At 69.2% G+C, this 16,281-nt stretch carries 15 protein-coding genes and 1 pseudogene; 9 read left to right on the top strand and 7 right to left on the bottom strand.

What is annotated here, in order from left to right; translation table 11 throughout:
- Positions 1 to 42: 42 nt before the first annotated feature.
- Positions 43 to 285: pseudogene (locus EBL85_RS08045) on the top strand (transposase); the annotation flags it as partial.
- On the opposite strand, the gene EBL85_RS17190 reads toward EBL85_RS08045, so the two are convergent.
- Positions 267 to 602, bottom strand: a complete 336-nt coding sequence (locus EBL85_RS17190) for a hypothetical protein (RefSeq protein WP_190288057.1) — start codon at positions 600 to 602, stop codon at positions 267 to 269. The pseudogene EBL85_RS08045 and the gene EBL85_RS17190 sit on opposite strands and share 19 nt — an antisense overlap.
- A 78-nt stretch (positions 603 to 680) precedes the next feature.
- Here EBL85_RS17190 and EBL85_RS08040 point away from each other — a divergent pair, with 78 nt between their 5' ends.
- From EBL85_RS08040 to EBL85_RS08030, 3 genes are all read left to right on the top strand, one after another.
- The gene (locus tag EBL85_RS08040) at positions 681 to 1,547 is read left to right on the top strand and encodes an HAD-IIB family hydrolase (protein ID WP_123142625.1); all 867 of its coding nucleotides are present in this window, start codon (positions 681 to 683) and stop codon (positions 1,545 to 1,547) included.
- 29 nt (positions 1,548 to 1,576) lie between these two features.
- On the top strand, positions 1,577 to 2,473 hold the full coding sequence (locus tag EBL85_RS08035) for a PfkB family carbohydrate kinase (RefSeq protein WP_123142624.1): 897 nt from the start codon (positions 1,577 to 1,579) through the stop codon (positions 2,471 to 2,473).
- Positions 2,474 to 2,542: 69 nt separating this feature from the next.
- Positions 2,543 to 4,516, top strand: a complete 1,974-nt coding sequence (locus EBL85_RS08030; protein WP_123142623.1) for an amylosucrase — start codon at positions 2,543 to 2,545, stop codon at positions 4,514 to 4,516.
- Positions 4,517 to 4,544: 28 nt separating this feature from the next.
- Here EBL85_RS08030 and EBL85_RS08025 read toward each other — a convergent pair whose 3' ends face one another.
- Complete coding sequence (locus EBL85_RS08025; protein ID WP_123142622.1) at positions 4,545 to 5,222, bottom strand: hypothetical protein; 678 nt, start codon at positions 5,220 to 5,222, stop codon at positions 4,545 to 4,547.
- 523 nt (positions 5,223 to 5,745) lie between these two features.
- Here EBL85_RS08025 and ilvB point away from each other — a divergent pair.
- The 5 genes from ilvB to EBL85_RS08000 all read left to right on the top strand — a co-directional run bounded on the left by ilvB (position 5,746) and on the right by EBL85_RS08000 (position 11,410).
- Positions 5,746 to 7,482, top strand: a complete 1,737-nt coding sequence (gene ilvB, locus EBL85_RS08020; protein ID WP_123142621.1) for a biosynthetic-type acetolactate synthase large subunit — start codon at positions 5,746 to 5,748, stop codon at positions 7,480 to 7,482.
- 286 nt (positions 7,483 to 7,768) lie between these two features.
- On the top strand, positions 7,769 to 9,952 hold the full coding sequence (locus EBL85_RS08015; RefSeq protein ID WP_123142620.1) for a malate synthase G: 2,184 nt from the start codon (positions 7,769 to 7,771) through the stop codon (positions 9,950 to 9,952).
- Positions 9,953 to 10,148: 196 nt separating this feature from the next.
- Positions 10,149 to 10,490 (top strand): TusE/DsrC/DsvC family sulfur relay protein, encoded by a 342-nt coding sequence (locus tag EBL85_RS08010; RefSeq protein WP_123142619.1) that lies wholly within the window; start codon positions 10,149 to 10,151, stop codon positions 10,488 to 10,490.
- A gap of 41 nt (positions 10,491 to 10,531) precedes the next feature.
- On the top strand, positions 10,532 to 11,098 hold the full coding sequence (locus EBL85_RS08005) for a protein disulfide oxidoreductase (RefSeq protein WP_123142618.1): 567 nt from the start codon (positions 10,532 to 10,534) through the stop codon (positions 11,096 to 11,098).
- 51 nt (positions 11,099 to 11,149) lie between these two features.
- On the top strand, positions 11,150 to 11,410 hold the full coding sequence (locus EBL85_RS08000; protein WP_123142617.1) for a zinc ribbon domain-containing protein: 261 nt from the start codon (positions 11,150 to 11,152) through the stop codon (positions 11,408 to 11,410).
- Positions 11,411 to 11,432: 22 nt separating this feature from the next.
- On the opposite strand, the gene EBL85_RS07995 is transcribed toward EBL85_RS08000, so the two are convergent.
- The 5 genes from EBL85_RS07995 to EBL85_RS07975 form a co-directional block, all read right to left on the bottom strand.
- Positions 11,433 to 12,305 (bottom strand): DMT family transporter, encoded by an 873-nt coding sequence (locus EBL85_RS07995; RefSeq protein ID WP_123142616.1) that lies wholly within the window; start codon positions 12,303 to 12,305, stop codon positions 11,433 to 11,435.
- On the bottom strand, positions 12,305 to 13,462 hold the full coding sequence (locus EBL85_RS07990; RefSeq protein WP_062271861.1) for a S1C family serine protease: 1,158 nt from the start codon (positions 13,460 to 13,462) through the stop codon (positions 12,305 to 12,307). The genes EBL85_RS07995 and EBL85_RS07990 overlap by 1 nt, the downstream gene beginning before the upstream one ends.
- Before the next feature lie 69 nt (positions 13,463 to 13,531).
- A complete protein-coding gene (locus EBL85_RS07985; protein ID WP_123139666.1) occupies positions 13,532 to 14,605 on the bottom strand; it encodes an AI-2E family transporter in 1,074 nt (357 codons plus the stop codon).
- Positions 14,606 to 14,616: 11 nt separating this feature from the next.
- Positions 14,617 to 15,003: a hypothetical protein gene (locus EBL85_RS07980; protein WP_123142627.1), complete on the bottom strand. Its 387-nt coding sequence runs from the start codon at positions 15,001 to 15,003 to the stop codon at positions 14,617 to 14,619.
- A 79-nt stretch (positions 15,004 to 15,082) separates the two neighbouring features.
- Complete coding sequence (locus EBL85_RS07975) at positions 15,083 to 16,000, bottom strand: LysR substrate-binding domain-containing protein (protein WP_123142615.1); 918 nt, start codon at positions 15,998 to 16,000, stop codon at positions 15,083 to 15,085.
- Between the last annotated feature and the right edge of the window lie 281 nt (positions 16,001 to 16,281).

Below are 16,281 nucleotides of genomic sequence, written 5' to 3'. Positions count from 1 at the left end.
GCGGACGGGAAAACAGATCGGCGATCAGCTCCCAGGCCTCTTCTGGAAGCTCGTAACGTCTCGACATCTGGCCTCTTCTCCTGCAAGAACGAGGTCAGTGTATCAAGCAGGGTTTTCGTACAAAACGGCTATCGCAAACGCAACGTCATTGAGCGGTTGTTCGGCTGGCTCAAGTCCTGTCGACGCATCGCCACCCGTTACGAAAAGTTGGCGACCAGCTTCTCGGCAATGTTCACGCTTGCTTGTATCCGCAGATGCCTCAGGCATTACTTTTCGTACAAAACGTCACCGAAGGTGACATCAAGCGACCAGTGCAGGGTGTTCTCGATGCCCCAGGGCATCAGTGTCGAGGCGACTGATGAAGAAGCGGTGCGTTCAGACTCGACCATGCCGAGGGTGCGCAGCCCCGGCCAGTGCTCGCCGCAAGGCAAGTCTGTGGGCACCGCGAGGGTGCGGTAGCGGCGCGTCTCGCTGCGCCCATGCCTGCGTTCGTGGGTCTCGAACAGCTGCGAGTCGGTGTCGGCGTAGTCACGGGCGTCGACGGCAGGCCTCAGGCTGCAGGGATCAGGAGGCCTGAGTGTCGCTGACCGATGCAGCCTCATCCAACAGCATTTGCTGCGATAGCCCTGACCAATGGCCGCAGACCCACCGGCCACTCGACGTCTCCCATGGAGGACACGATGAGCAGCCCGTTGCTGCTGTGCACCGATCTCGACCGCACCCTGATCCCCAACGGCGCCGAACCCGAGTCGCCCGCCGCCCGTCCCTGGTTCCGCCGGCTGGCGGCGCTGCCCGAGGTCACCCTCGCCTATGTCAGCGGACGCCATCGCGCACTGGTCGAAGCGGCGATCGCCGACTACGATCTGCCGATGCCGGACTATGTGGTCGGTGACGTCGGCACCAGCATCCACGGCCTCGACGGCGGGGACTGGCAACCGATCGTCGAGTGGCAGCGTCTGATCGGCGCCGACTGGGGCGGCACGCACGCCGCGGCGCTGCGACCGTTGTTCGCCGATATCGCCGAACTCAGCCCGCAACCCGACGACCGCCAAGGCCCGTTCAAGCTGAGCTACTTCACCCCGGCCCAGCTCGATGTCGAGGCGCTGCGCGCACGGATGCGCGAGCGACTCGAGGCGCGCGACATCCGCGCCAGCCTGGTGTGGAGCGTCGACGAGGCGGCCGGTTGCGGACTGCTCGACCTGTTACCGGCCAACGCGACCAAGTACCATGCCGTCGAGTTCCTGATGCAGCGACTCGGCCGCGACGTCGCGACCACGGTGTTCGCCGGCGACAGCGGCAACGACCTCGAGGTGCTGATCAGCGCGATCCCGGCGGTGCTGGTGGCCAACGCCCACCCCGAGGTGCGCGCCGAGGCGCGGCAGGGCTGCGCCGACCCGGCGCGGCTGTATTGCGCACGCGGCGGCTGGCAGGGATTGAACGGCCATTATGCGGCCGGAATCCTCGAGGGGGTGGCGCACTTCCACCCCGAGCTGGCCGAACGACTGCTCGCGGCCCCGGAGACACCCGCCGGACCGCCGGCCCTGTGAACGAACCCTCCAGCGAGGAGCCCGCTATCGTGCACACATCGCCACTCTGTATCTTCGGCGAGGTCCTGTTCGACCACTTCCCAGACGGTCGTCAGGTCCTCGGCGGCGCCCCCTTCAACGTCGCCTGGCACCTCCAGGCCTTCGGCGCCGACCCGCGCTTCGTCAGTGCCGTCGGCGCCGACGCCGAGGGCGCGCGGGTGCGCGCCGCCATGGCCGACTGGGGGATGGACACCGGCGCACTGCAGACCGCCCCCGCACACCCCACCGGGCGGGTCGAGGTCAGCCTTGAGCGCGGCGAGCCGAGCTACGACATCGTCGCCGACTGCGCCTACGACCACGTGCGCGCGGCCTCCGAGCCAGCCCCCTGCGGCCTGCTCTATCACGGCACCCTGGCGCTGCGTCACGCCGACGCCCGCGCGGCGCTGGAGGCGGTCCGCAGCGCCGGGGTCGATCAGGTCTTCGTCGACGTCAATCTGCGCGATCCCTGGTGGTCGCGCGAACAGACCCTGGCGCTGATCGGCGCGGCCGACTGGGCCAAGCTCAACCACGACGAGCTGGTGCTGCTCGACGACGCCGACACCGATGCCGACACCCCGCTGGCCAGCCGCGCCCGCGCCTTTCTCGAGCGTCACCGGCTCAGTGGACTGCTGGTCACACTCGGCGGCGACGGGGCGCTCGGACTCGGGGTCGACACGGCACCGGTCCACGTCGCCCCGCAGCCGGCGCAGGAGGTCATCGACACCGTCGGCGCGGGCGATGCCTTCGCCGCAGTGACCATCCTCGGACTGCTCCAGGACTGGCCGCTGCAGGCCACCCTCGAGCGCGCCCAGGCCTTCGCCTCGCGTATCGTCGCCCAGCGCGGCGCCACCGCCGCCGAGCCGGAGCTCTACCAGCCGTTCATCGAGCGCTGGGGACTAACCACCTGACCCGAGCGCCAGCCGCCCGCCCGGTCGCCGAGACCCGGGCGGACACGCCCCCGTCCATCTGGAGCATGCATGTACGAACAGGTTTCACACGCCCTGCTGAACGACATCCTCGATGCCTTCAGTCATCAGCTCAGACGTGAGGACCTCCGGCACTTTTATACCCGCCTGGGGGCGAACTTCTACGCCATTCACTCGCTGTTCGGGCACCTCTACGGGCACCGTCAGGACTTCAAGGAGCAGACGGTCCGGCTCACCGAGCGACTGGCGCGCGCCTATATCGAGCGCCCGGCGCCGCTCAAGGAACTCGACATGGCGCGCGAGGCCGACCACAACTGGTTTCTCGACCAACAGTGGGTGGGGATGGCGCTCTATGCCGACGGCTTCGCCGGCAACCTGCCGGGACTGATCGAGCGCCTGCCCTATCTGCAGGAACTCGGGGTCAACATGGTGCACGTGATGCCGATCCTGCGCTGTCCGCAGGGGGCGAGCGACGGCGGCTACGCGGTGAGCGACTTCCGCGACATCGACCCGCGCATGGGCACGGTCGAGGACGTGCGCGCGCTCGGCGCGCGGATGCGCGAGCGCGGCATGCTGCTGACCCTCGACGTGGTGGTCAACCACACCTCCGACGAGCACGACTGGGCGCGACGCGCGCGCGCCGGCGAGCGCGCCTTCCAGGACTTCTACTACACCTTCCCCAACCGCGACGTGCCCGACATGTTCGAGGCGACCATGCCGGAGATCTTCCCCGAGACCGCGCCGGGGAACTTCACCTGGGACGCCGAGATGCAGCGCTGGGTGATGACCGTCTTCAACAACTACCAGTGGGATCTGAACTACGCCAACCCGGCGGTGTTCATCGAGATGCTCGACATCATCCTGTTCTGGATCAACCAGGGCGCCGATATCATCCGCCTCGACGCCGTGGCCTTCCTGTGGAAGAAGATCGGCACCACCTCGCAGAACGAGCACGAGGCGCACCTGATCCTGCAACTGATGAAGGACTGCTGTCAGGTGGTCGCGCCGGGGCCGCTGTTCATCGCCGAGGCGATCGTCTCGCCCTCGGAGATCATCAAGTACTTCGGCGAGGACGCGGTGATCGCCAAGGAGTGCGAGATCGCCTACAACGCGACCTTCATGGCACTGCTGTGGGACGCGGTGGCGACCAAGAACGCCAAGCTGCTCAACCAGGGCATCCAGAGCCTGCCGCACAAGCTCGACCGCGCCACCTGGCTGAACTATGTGCGCTGTCACGACGACATCGGGCTCGGCTTCGACGACGCCGACATCCGCGCCAGCGACTACGACCCCTATCACCACCGGCGCTTCCTCATCGACTGGTTCACCGGGGTCTACGAAGGCTCGCCGGGGCGCGGACGCCCCTTCGGCGTCAACCCCAAGACCGGGGATGCGCGCATCTCCGGGGCGCTGGCCTCGCTCGCCGGGCTGGAGGCCGCGCTCGAGAGCGGCGATCAGCAGGCCATCGACCAGGCCGTCGACCTGATCCTCACCCTGCACGCGATGATCCTCTCCTTCGGCGGCATCCCGCTGATCTGGTACGGCGACGAGCTCGGCACCCTCAACGACAACTCCTTCCTCGAGGACGCCACCAAGGCCGGCGACAGCCGCTGGATCCATCGCCCGCGCATCGACTGGGGACGCGCCGAGCGCCGCCATCAGCCGGGGACGGTCGAGCAACGCATCTTCGACGGGCTGAGACAGCTGATCGAGGTACGCAAGCACACCCCGGCGTTCGCCGATTTCAACAACCGCGAGCTGATCGAGGTCGCCAACCCGCACCTGTTCGTCTTCCTGCGCGCCCACCCGACGCTGCAGAGCGGCGCGGTGGTGGTGGCGGCCAACTTCGACGCCAACCCGCAGTTCCTCGACCTCGACGTGCTCAATCAGCGCGGGCTGTTCCGCCAGGGCCAGATCGAGGACCTGATCACCGGCGAGTCACCGGCGCTGTTCAACAACCGCATGGTGATCCCGCCGTTCCACTTCTACTGGCTCACCAACCAGCGCGCACGCGCCCAGCTCTGAGCCGGGCGACACACCGACGCGAATCGGCTCAATACCCCCAGCCCCCCGGGTGGGGGTGCTGGACCGGGTGGTGCGGCGGATAGGGCGCCGGCATCCCGCCATGCGGTGGATAGGGCGCGGCGGGATGACGCGGCGGGTAGTAACCCTGCGGCGGATACCAGGGCGTCTGCGGCGCGACCGGGGGCGCGGCGGGGACGGCGTCCTCGGTCGGCTCGAGGGCAACGGCCCCATCCGCCGCCGCCCCGGAGGTATCGGACTGATCGGTGCTCGTGTCGACGCTGGTCGCAGGTTCGACAGCCTCCGTCTTCACCGTCAGCGTCTCGAGCGTCTCACCGTCGTCATCGCGCGTCTCGGGGTCGGGGTCGGGCGCGGCGACCTCCACAGCGGCGGCGCGACCCGTCTCCTCGCTCTGCGCCGGCTCGATCTCATCGACCAGCGCCGAGGCTTCCGGCTCGGCATCGACGTCCGGCGTCTCGCTGGCAGACTGCGTCTCTACCGCCGGCACGACCTCCGGGGCATGCACCACACGGCCGATCGGCGCCAGCGACGGTGCCTCACGCTTCGCCTGCGTCCACCACTCGGGATGGAAGTCCACCAGATAGACGTAGACGCCCCCGAGCAGGGTCGCCACCAGCACCGTGCGCACCAGCAACCGCTCCCAGTCGAGCCGGCGCAGACGGTCGAACAGATTCAACAGCTGTTTCATCACTCTCGTCGCGAGAACCCGGTCCGACAGACCAGGGGGATAGCTCCCGCCCGCAGGCGGCCTCTCTCGCTTACCTCCATCGTGATCGGCGCTATCTCTTCGGGTGAATGTGTCCGACGACCAGGCCGCCGGCACCGGGGATTGAACCGCGAAGCCGCCAGCGACACAAAGGGCTCGACGCTCAAAGCCCCGCCAGCGGTCTCTCTCCCGTCGTGGCGGCCCCTGACCGCCCCCCCCCTCGGGGGTACGGCGGTCCGGGCCGTACCGGGCGAAGCGAGTGACAGAGCACGACTTGAGGCCGAGCGGGAGTCTGGTCGCGCGGTCACGCATCCCAGTCTACGACGCTGGAGCAACAGCCAGCGACCAGCGGGGAGCTGGCGCCAGGATATCGAAAAAAGCCCTCTGCGCGTTCCGCGACCTCGCGGATCAATCCCGCAGGTCGCCGGCCGCCCTCTACCCTTCGTGGACGGAAGCGTTATTATGTAAGGTTTCCCACGATCAAGACCTTCGAGCAGACGCCGCCATGACGAACCCATCCCAGACAGGTGCCTCCATCTTCTTCGACGTGCTCGCCGATCTCGGGGTCGAGCACCTGTTCGGGCACACCGGCGGTGCCATCATCCCGCTGCACGTCGAACTCAACCGACGCATGCGCGCCGGCCAGGCGACGCCGCAGTTCGTCCTCTGTCGCCAGGAGGGCGGCGCCGGGCATGCCGCCGAGGGCTATGCCCGCGCCAGCGGTCGGGTGGGTGTCTGCATCGTCACCTCCGGCCCGGGCGCGACCAATCTCGCCACGCCGATCGCCGACGCCTACAAGGACTCGCTGCCGACCCTGTTCATCACCGGTCAGGTGCCGAGCGCGGCGATCGGCTCCGACGCCTTCCAGGAGGTCGACACCGTCGGCATGACCCGACCGATCTCCAAGCACAACTATCTGATCAAGGATGTCGGGGATCTCGAATGGGTGTTGCGCGAAGCCTATGAACTGGCCACCCATGGCCGCCCCGGCCCGGTGGTGATCGATCTGTGCAAGGACGTCCAGCTCACCGAGCGCACCAGCATCAACCCGCCGCGGATCCGTCACCGCGAGCAGCCGGCCTTCGACACCGCGCGGGCCGATGCCATCCTCGAGGCGCTGGCCAGCGCCGAGCGCCCGGTGATCAAGGCCGGCGGCGGGGTGATCCACGCCGATGCCGCCGCCCGGCTGGCGCAGCTGGCCGAGCGCTTCGAGGTGCCGGTGACCACCACCTTCAACGCCCTCGGCGCCCTGCCCTTCGAGATGCCGCACAACCTCGGCATGCCGGGGATGCACGGTACCATCCCGGCCAATTATGCACTGCGCGAGGCCGACTTCATCCTCAGTCTCGGCGGTCGCTTCGATGACCGCGTCGCGGTCAAGGGCTTCGCCGCCGGCAAGCGCATCGCCCATATCGACATCGACCCCTCGGAGATCGACAAGACCATCTCCAGTCATCTCAACCTGGTCGCGCCGCTCGACGTCTTCCTCGACCACGCGCTCGCCACCAACCGCTCGGCCCGCCACGCCGAGTGGCTCGCGCAGGTCAGCGCATGGCGCGAGCAGATGCCCAAGTCCTACGGCGAGGGCGACTACATCAAGCCGCAGGCGGCCATCGAGGTGATCTCCGAGCTCACCGAGGGCCTGGCCACCGTCTCCACCGGCGTCGGTCAGCACCAGATGTGGGCGGCGCAGTACTACCGCTTCCGCCGTCCGCGTCAGTGGATCAGCTCCGGCGGTCTCGGCACCATGGGCTTCGGCCTGCCGGCGGCGATCGGCGCCTGGTACGCCGACCCCGAGCACCCGGCGGTGCTGATCGACGGCGACGGCAGTTTCCAGATGAACATCCAGGAGCTCGGCACCGTGGTCGCCAACCGCATCCCGCTGAAGATGTTCGTGCTCAACAACAGCTTCCTCGGCATGGTGCGTCAGTGGGAGGACATGATGGACGGCGGTCTGCACTACGAGACCTGTCTGGCGCGCAACATCGACTGTCCGCCCGACTGCACCGAGCTCGACCAGACCTGCCGCCGCCAGATCCCCGATCTCAGCGGGCTCAAGCACGTCTACCCGGGGTTGAAGACGATCCGCATCCAGCATGTCGACGAGCTGCTCCCGGGCATCGCCGAGGCCCTCGCCGAGCCCGGCCCGGTGGTGGTCGACGTGTGGATCGACAAGGCCGAGAACGTGGTGCCCATGGTGCCGCCGGGCCAGGGTCTCAACGAGATGATCATCGACTGCTGAGTCCGCCCCCGTCCCCGGGCCGCGCGCCCGGGGCGACTTGCCCCGCCCCGCCCGTCCGACACCATTGCATTGTCATTGCGAATCCTCAAGCTTGAAAGAATCAATCACTGGATTGTTGCACCTGCGAAAAGCGACCTGATCTACTGCTGACCCTGGGTCGGACAGGCCATGCGTGCCCGTCCCGGGCGTGCGGCGTGCCGCGAGCGTGCGCCCCGGTCGGCCCGACGGCGACACCGAGGATCATCGAATCGCCCCTCGTCGCACGAGGGAGGGAGAGGTAGCTAGGATGAACGAACGCATCGAGATCGGCGGTCTGCGCATCGCCACGCCCCTGTACGCGCTGGTCCGCGACGAGATCGCGCCCGGCACCGGGATCGACCCCGAGGCCTTCTGGCACGCCTTCGCCGAGCTGGTCGGCGACCTGACGCCGCGCAACCGCGCGCTGCTCGCCACCCGCGACCGGCTGCAACGCCAGATCGACGACTGGCATCGCGCCCGTCGCGGCCAGCCGCACGACGCCGCGGCCTACCAGGCATTTCTCACCGAGATCGGCTATCTCCAGCCCGAGGGGCCGGACGTCCAGGTCGAGACCCGCGACGTCGACCCCGAGATCGCCGCGCTCGCCGGCCCCCAGCTGGTCGTCCCGGTGAGCAACGCCCGCTATGCGCTCAACGCCGCCAACGCCCGCTGGGGCAGCCTCTACGATGCGCTCTACGGCACCGACGCCATCGCCGAGGACGACGGCTGCGCGCGCGGCGCCGAGTACAACCCCAAGCGCGGCGCGGCGGTGGTGGCGCGCGCCGCCGAGCTGCTCGATCAGGCCGTGCCGCTCAACCGCGGCTCGCACAGCGACGCCTGCGGCTATCGGGTGCTCGACGGCACGCTGCTCGTCGACCTCCCCGACAACAGCCAGACGATGCCGCGCGACCCCGCCCAGTTCGCCGGCTATCGCGGCGACCCCGATCAGCCCGAGGCGATCCTGCTGGTCAACCACGGGCTCCACATCGAGCTGGTGATCGACCCCGAGCGCGGGGTCGGGCGCGAGAGCAAGTCGGGGCTCGCCGACGTCCTGCTGGAGTCGGCGCTGACCACCATCCAGGACTGCGAGGACTCGGTCGCCGCGGTCGACACCGAGGACAAGGTCGGGGTCTATCGCAACTGGCTGGGGCTGATGAAGGGAACGCTCACGGCACGCTTCGACAAGGGCGGACGCAGCCTCGAGCGCAGTCTCGCCGAGGACCGTCACTACACCCGCCCCGACGGCGCCGCGCTGACCCTGCCCGGGCGGGCGCTGATGCTGGTGCGCAACGTCGGCCACCTGATGACCACCGACGCGGTGCTCGACGCCGCCGGCGAGCCGGTGCCCGAGGGCATGCTCGACGGCATGGTGACCGCACTGTGCGCGCTCCACGACATCCACCCCGAGCACGGCCGCCACCGCAACTCGCGCGCCGGCAGCCTCTATATCGTCAAGCCGAAGATGCACGGCCCCGAGGAGGTCGCCTTCGCCGTCGAGCTGTTCGCCCGCATCGAGGACGCCCTGGGGCTGGCGCGCAACACCCTCAAGATCGGCATCATGGACGAGGAGCGGCGCACCACGCTCAACCTCAAGGCATGCATCGGCGCCGCGCGCGAGCGGGTGATCTTCATCAACACCGGCTTCCTCGACCGCACCGGCGACGAGATCCACACCGACATGGAGGCCGGGCCGGTGCTGCGCAAGGCGGAGATGAAGCAGGCCGAGTGGCTGCGCGCCTACGAGGACTGGAACGTCGACGTCGGGCTGGCCTGCGGGCTGCGCGGACGCGCCCAGATCGGCAAGGGCATGTGGACCATGCCCGACGAGATGCGCGCCATGCTCGAGACCAAGCAGGCCCACCCCGCCGCCGGCGCCAACTGCGCCTGGGTGCCCTCGCCCACCGCCGCCACCCTGCACGCGCTGCACTATCACCAGATCGACGTCGCCGCGGTGCAGGCCGAGCTTGCCGCCAACGGCCCGCGCGCCCGGCTCGAACAGCTCCTCGAGATCCCGCTCGGCGACCCCGCCGACTGGACCCCGGAGCAGATCCAGCAGGAGCTCGACAACAACTGCCAGGGCATCCTCGGCTATGTGGTGCGCTGGATCGACCAGGGCGTCGGCTGCTCCAAGGTGCCGGACATCACCGACGTCGGACTGATGGAGGACCGCGCCACCCTGCGCATCTCCAGTCAGCACCTGGCCAACTGGCTGCATCACGGGGTGGTCGATCGGGCCCAGGTGCGCGCCGCGCTCGAACGCATGGCCGCGGTGGTCGACGCCCAGAACGCCGCCGATCCCGACTACCGGCCGATGGCGCCCGATTTCGACGGCGTCGCCTTCACCGCCGCCTGCGAGCTGATCTTCGCCGGACGCGAGGCGCCCAGCGGCTACACCGAACCCACCCTCCATGCCATGCGCCGGCGCTTCAAGACGCAGCAGACCGCCGTCTGAACCCGCCCACCGCCCCGACCGCGCGTCGGGGCGGAACATCTCCAGCCCGCGCCTACACTAAGTCGGTACCGGTCCCGGTCCGCCACCCGCCGCGCGACCGGCGCGGGTCGCCCCAGCCTGGCCCGCGGGGAGGCGTCCATCAGGGAAGAGCCATCAGCGACAACGGGCGGCAGCCAACCACCACAGGAGCCAAGCCATGACCGCTACCCAGATCGCCGGTCGCGCGCTGGAGTTCGACAACAAGGGACACCTGGTGCACTTCGAGGACTGGGACCGCGAACTCGCCGAGGCCCTGGCCGAGGAGGAAGGACTGACCCTCGGCGAGTGCCACTGGAAGGTGATCGAATTTCTCCGCGCCTACTACGCGATGCACGAGATCCCGCCCTCGCCCAAGGTCGTGATCCGCAGCATCGGCAGCGAGGTCTCGGCCCACGTCCCCTGCACCCGCAAGCACCTCGAGGGGCTGTTCCCCGGCGGCGGCTGCAAGCAGGCCTGCCGGATCGCCGGACTGCCGCGCTACTATTGTCACTCCTGCTGACCCGATGAGCCGGGGCGCGCGACGCGCCCCGGCCCGAGCCGATGACCACACCCACCGACGCGAAGAAACCACGCCGCCGCCAGCTGTGGCGCTGGGCCCTCAACCTGCTGCTGTTCGTCGCCGCGCTCCAGGCGATCGACTGGTGGAAGACCCGGCCGCTGCCGAGCGGCGAGGCGCCACCGCTGCAGGGCATCGCCCTCGACGGCGAGAGACGCACGCTCGCCGACTATCGCGGCGCGCCGCTGCTGGTGCACTTCTGGGCGAGCTGGTGCCCGATCTGCCGGGTCAGCGAGGGCGCGATCGCCGCCGTCGCCGAGGACCACCAGGTACTGACGGTGGCGATGCAGTCAGGCAGCGACGCCGACATCGCCGCCTATCTCGACGCCCAGGGGCTCGATCTCGTGGTCATCCCCGACCCCGACGGGGCGATCGCCGCGCGCTGGGGCGTCGGCGCGGTGCCGACCAGCTTCGTGCTCGACGCCACGGGCGCCATCCACAGCTCGACCATGGGGCTGAGCACCGCCCCGGGGCTGCGCGCCCGACTGTGGGCGGCGGCGCAGGGCGCACCCGCGGCGGAGACTTTGCCGCCCCCCGCGGCTCGCCTATAATCGCCCGCATTAGCATTCATCGATATACCAGACCAGACACGGAGTGCAGCGATGCCGACCTACGACTACCGTTGTGACGCCAACGACCGGGTGATCGAAGTCAGCCACCGCATGAGCGAAACCCTCTCGACCTGGGGCGAGCTGTGCGCGCGCGCCGGCATCGAGCCCGGCGACACCGCGCCCGAGGCGCCGGTACACCGTCTCGCCACCGGCGGCAACCTGGTGACCAGCAGCAGCCTCGGCAGCGGCACCGCCCCGAGCTGCTGCCCCAGCGCCGGCGGCTGCTGCAGCAACGGCATGTGCGGGCTCTGAGCCGCGCCACGGCGCCGGGCGCTCAGCGTCCGCGCGCCACCAGCCACCCGGCGAGCAGGATCGCCCCGCCCCCCAGCAGTTCACGCCAGCCCAGCGCCTCGCCGGCCAGCCAGGCCGCGGACGCCACCCCCACCACCAGCTCGAGCAGCAGCACCAGCGCCGACAGCGCCAACGGCAGGCGCGCCATGCCGTACTGCAGCGCGGCCATCATCAGCCCCACCCATAGCGCGCCAATCAACAGCGCGACCAACACCGGCACGAGCGCCGAGGGCGGCGGGGTCCCCAGCACCAGCGCCAACCCCACCGCCAGCGGCGGCGCCAGCGCCCAGGCGGCGAGGTTGCGCACCGCCGCCGGCAGCGCGCGCGCGGCGCGCACCTGCACCGTGGTCAGCGCGAAACCGACCCCGGCGACCAAGCCGAGGGCGGCCCCCCGCCCGGCATCGTCCTCGGCGAGCGCGGCACCGCCGAGCAGCGTCCACACCCCGAGCAGCGCCACCACCAGCGCCGCCAGGGTGCGGCGCCTCGGGCGCTCGCCGAGCAGCGCCCAACCGAGCAGCAGGGTCCACAGCGGGGCGAGATAGAAGAGGATCAGCACCGGCGCCACCGCGCCCTCGAGCACCCCGAGGCTGACGGCGAGCACCGAGCCCGCGGCGCTCGCGCCGATGCCGAGCAGCCGCCAGGGCGCGCGCCGCGCCACCGCCAGCTGATCGCGGGCGAACCACAGCCCGACCAGCGCCGCGCCGCCGTAGAACAGTGCCACCGCCCAGGGCCCGTCGACCCCGGCGCCAGCCACCAGCCGCAGCGGCAGCCAGTAGAGCCCGCACAGGGTGGCGCCGAGGATCAGCGCGAGCAGCGCCCGGCGCCGTTCAGCGATGACGGGGGCGGCGGCCGGCATCAGGCGTGCGGCAGGTCTCGCGGCAACCCGACCCCGGTCTGGGGCAGACCCTCGCCGAGGGTCACCGGCAACGAGAAGCGCTCGCCACCGCGCACCACCTCGAGTTCGATGCGATTGCCCGGGGCATAGTTGTCGAGCACGTCGAGCAGGTCATCGAGCGAGCGCACCCGCCGCCCGGCGGCGGCGACGATGAGATCGGCGGCGACCAGCTCGCCCTCGCGCGAGATCAGCGCCGAGCGCAGCCCGGCGGTGGCCGCCGGCGAGCCGGGGTCGACCTTGAGCACCACCACGCCGGCGGTGCCGAGCAGCGCGCCGACGCGCTCGCTGAGGGCGCGGTTGGTGACCACCCCCAGGGTCGGGCGCAGATAGCGCCCCTGGGCGATGAGCCGCGGCACCACCCGGTTGATGGTATCGACCGGGACGGCGAAGCCGATCCCGGCGAAGCTGCCCGAGGGGCTGAAGATCGCGGTGTTCATGCCGATCAGACGCCCGGCGCTGTCGATCAGCGGGCCGCCGGAGTTGCCGGGGTTGATCGCCGCATCGGTCTGGATGAGGTGATCGATGGTGCGCCCGTCGTCGCCCGGGATGCTGCGATCGAGCGCCGAGATCACCCCGGCGGTGAGGGTGTAGTCGAGCCCGAAGGGGTTGCCGATGGCGAACACCTTCTGCCCCACCCGCAGGTCGTGACTGCTGCCGAGCGAGAGCGGCGGCGGACCGGCGATCGAGGTGGCGATGCGCAGCACGGCGATGTCGTGCTCGGGGCTGACCCCCACCAGCCGCGCGGCATAGGTGCGCTGATTGGAGAGACGGACATAGGCCGCCTCGATGTCGGCGACCACGTGATAGTTGGTCACCACATGCCCGGCGCGGTCCCAGACGAAGCCCGAGCCGGTACCGCGCGGCACCTCGAGCACGTTGCGGGTGAGCAGGTCGAGCACCCGCGCCGAGGTGGTGATATAGACCACCGAGGGGTTGGCGCGCTCGAAGATCGCGATGGTGGTGCGCTCGTCGGCGGCGAGTTCGCCGCGCGCCTCGATCTCGCGCGGCTCGGCGTAGTGGGCGAAGATCAGGTCCTCGACCCAGGGGCGCAGAAACAGCGCCACCAGGAAGAAGACCACGAACCAGAAGAGAAAGCGGGAGAGCGCGAAGGCGTGCATGGCGATGGCCGGCCGGTTGCTTCGGTCAGCAATTGTATACCGCAGCCGCTCGCCGGTGGCCTCTCGGCCTCAGGCCGGGCTCGGCGGACCATCCTCGACGCCGCGCCGCGGCCAGGAGGAGAGGATCGCCTTGACCAGGGTCGCCAGCGGGATGGCGAAGAACACCCCCCAGAAACCCCACAGCCCGCCGAACACCAGGATGGCGACGATGATCGCCACCGGGTGCAGGTTGACCACCTCGGAGAACAGCAGCGGCACCAGCACGTTGCCGTCGAGCGCCTGGATGATGAAATAGGCCACCGTCAGCCAGGCGAAGGACGGTCCCCAGCCCCACTGGAACCAGGCCACCAGCAGTACCGGCACGGTGACCACCGAGGCGCCGATGTAGGGGATGATCACCGACAGCCCCACCAGCAGCGAGAGCAGCATCGCGTAGTTCAGGCCGAAGGCGTAGAAGGTGGCATAGCTCACCCCCCAGACCACCAGGATCTCCCACACCTTGCCGCGCACATAGTTGGAGATCTCGCGATCGACGTCCTTCCACACGTGCCCGGCGATGCCGCGATGACGCGGCAGCAGACGACGGAACCAGTCGAGGATCAGGTCCTTGTCCTTGAGGAAGAAGAACACCAGCAGCGGCATCAGGATCAGATAGACCATCACCGTGATCACCCCGACCACGCTCGCCAGCGACCACGACAGCACCTGCTGGCCGAAGGAGATGACCTCGGAGCGGATCGCCGCGATCAGCTCCTCGACCTGCTCGACGGTGACCAGCTCGGGGTACTGCTGCGGCAGCGCCAGCAGCGCGTCGGTGCCCTCGGCGATCATCGAGGGCAGCTGCTGGACCAGCTCGGTGATCTGGCGCGAGACCAGCGGCATCACCCCGAACAGCACCAGGGCGACGAAGGCGATGAACAGCAGGTAGACCACCAGCACGGCGGGCAGGCGCGGCATGCCGCGGCGCTCGAAATAGCCGGCGAGCCCCTCGAGCAGATAGGCGATGACGATGCTCGCGAGCACCGGCGCGAGCGCGTCGCCGAGGAAGAAGACCACGGCGAAGACCACCAGCAGCAGCAGCGCGAGAAACACCACCTGAGGGTCGGAGAAATGACGACGGAACCAGTCGGTGATGATGTTCATGGGTCGGGGGCTCAATCCTGCACGGGCTCACTGGCCCGCAGTTGCTGATAGTAACGCTCGAACAGGGCCTCCAGGTCGTCGATCACCGCCGGCGCCGGGCGCCCCTGCAGCACGTGCTCGGACATCAGCGCCGAGGTCTCCTCGAGCATGGCCGCGCGATCGAGCATGGGATAGCCGCGCGACAGCCGCTTGATCGCCGCCACCACGCTCTCGCCCTCGGGGCGCGGCTCGGGGGCGGGTTCGGGCTCGAGGACGGCCGTCTCGTCGAGGCGAGCGGCGCGATCGGCCAGGAACTCGGCGAAGGCGAGCAGGGTCTCGCGCTCGGCGGCGGGCAGCGCACGGAACAGTCGCAGCAGCCGGGTGGCGGGTGCGGAGCGCGGGGTGATCGGCGTCAGCATACACGCGCGCCCCGCCCGGAGCACCGTCGCGCGCACCGCGCCGGCTCGCTCGACGCGGCACGGCGGACGTGGAGCAGAGTCATGATTCGTCCTGGGACTGATAGTGGACCTGGAAGTAGGTGCGCGCGAAGTCGAACAGCTCATCCACCACGCGCAGCCGGAACTTCTGTTTCTGGTGCACGAATGAGAACGGACGATAGAGCGGGGGGTCAAGCGGAACGGCCGCCAGGGTGCCGAGCTTGAGCTCCTTGGCGATGGTGGCGCTGGAGAGCACCGAGACCCCCATCCCGACCTCGACCGCACCCTTCACCGCCTCCGGGCTGCCCAGCTCCAGCACCACCTTGAGCGCCTCGAGACAGAAGCCCTGTTCGCGCAGGTACTCGCGGATCACGTTGCGCGTCCCCGAACCCTCCTCGCGACAGATAAACGGATGTTCGAGCAGGCGCTCGAAGGGGACCGCCTCGAGCGCGGCGAGCGGGTGTCCCGGGGGCATGATCGCCACCAGGCGATCGCGCTGACAGGACTCGACGACCAGATTCTTGTTGCCCACCGGGGCCTCGACGATACCGAGATCGATGGCGTTGGTCTCGACCAGCGAGACCACGGTGTCGGTGTTGGCGACCTTGAGCTGGATGGAGACGTCGGGATAACGCGCCTTGAACTCGCCGAGCAAGGGGGGCAGCAGATACTCGGCGATGGTGGTGCTGGCGCCGATGGTGAGGGTGCCGCTGACCTCGCCGGTGATCTCGCGCACCGCATTCTCCATCTCGGCATAGAGCTCGAAGATGCGGTCGGCGGCCTCGAAGACCACCCGCCCGGCGTCGGTCAGGCTGATGCGGTTATGGGTACGATCGAACAACCGGGTGTCGAACTGCTCCTCGAGCTGACGCACCTGAAAGGTGACCGCCGGCTGGGTCATGTGCAAGGCCTCGGCTGCCTTGGTGAAACTCAACAAGCGTGCAACCGTATGGAACACCTGGAGTCTGCGATCCGCCATCTCGATCCGGGCCTGATCCGATTTGCCTGAATAAAAAATGCTTATATCACAATGAGCTGATATCCACACCCCCGAGATCAGCCATTCCGCCCGAACGGCGCCACCGTACACCCTTGGTATTCGGGCAGCGCACGCACCGCTGATTCCCTCAATCCATGGGTGGATTAGCGTCAGCGCTTCGCATACAGTTGTGCGCCGCCGCCCGGGAGTAACAGAACGGCAACATGGCGCAACCCGTATCCCGTCCGTGCGCCCGCTGCATGTCGGCGGTTCTCGCGAAC

This window comes from Marichromatium sp. AB32 (assembly GCF_003718675.1).
Lineage (GTDB): Bacteria > Pseudomonadota > Gammaproteobacteria > Chromatiales > Chromatiaceae > Marichromatium > Marichromatium gracile.
The sequence above is the reverse complement of the archived record's forward strand: the minus strand, read 5'-3'. Positions and strand labels throughout refer to the sequence as shown.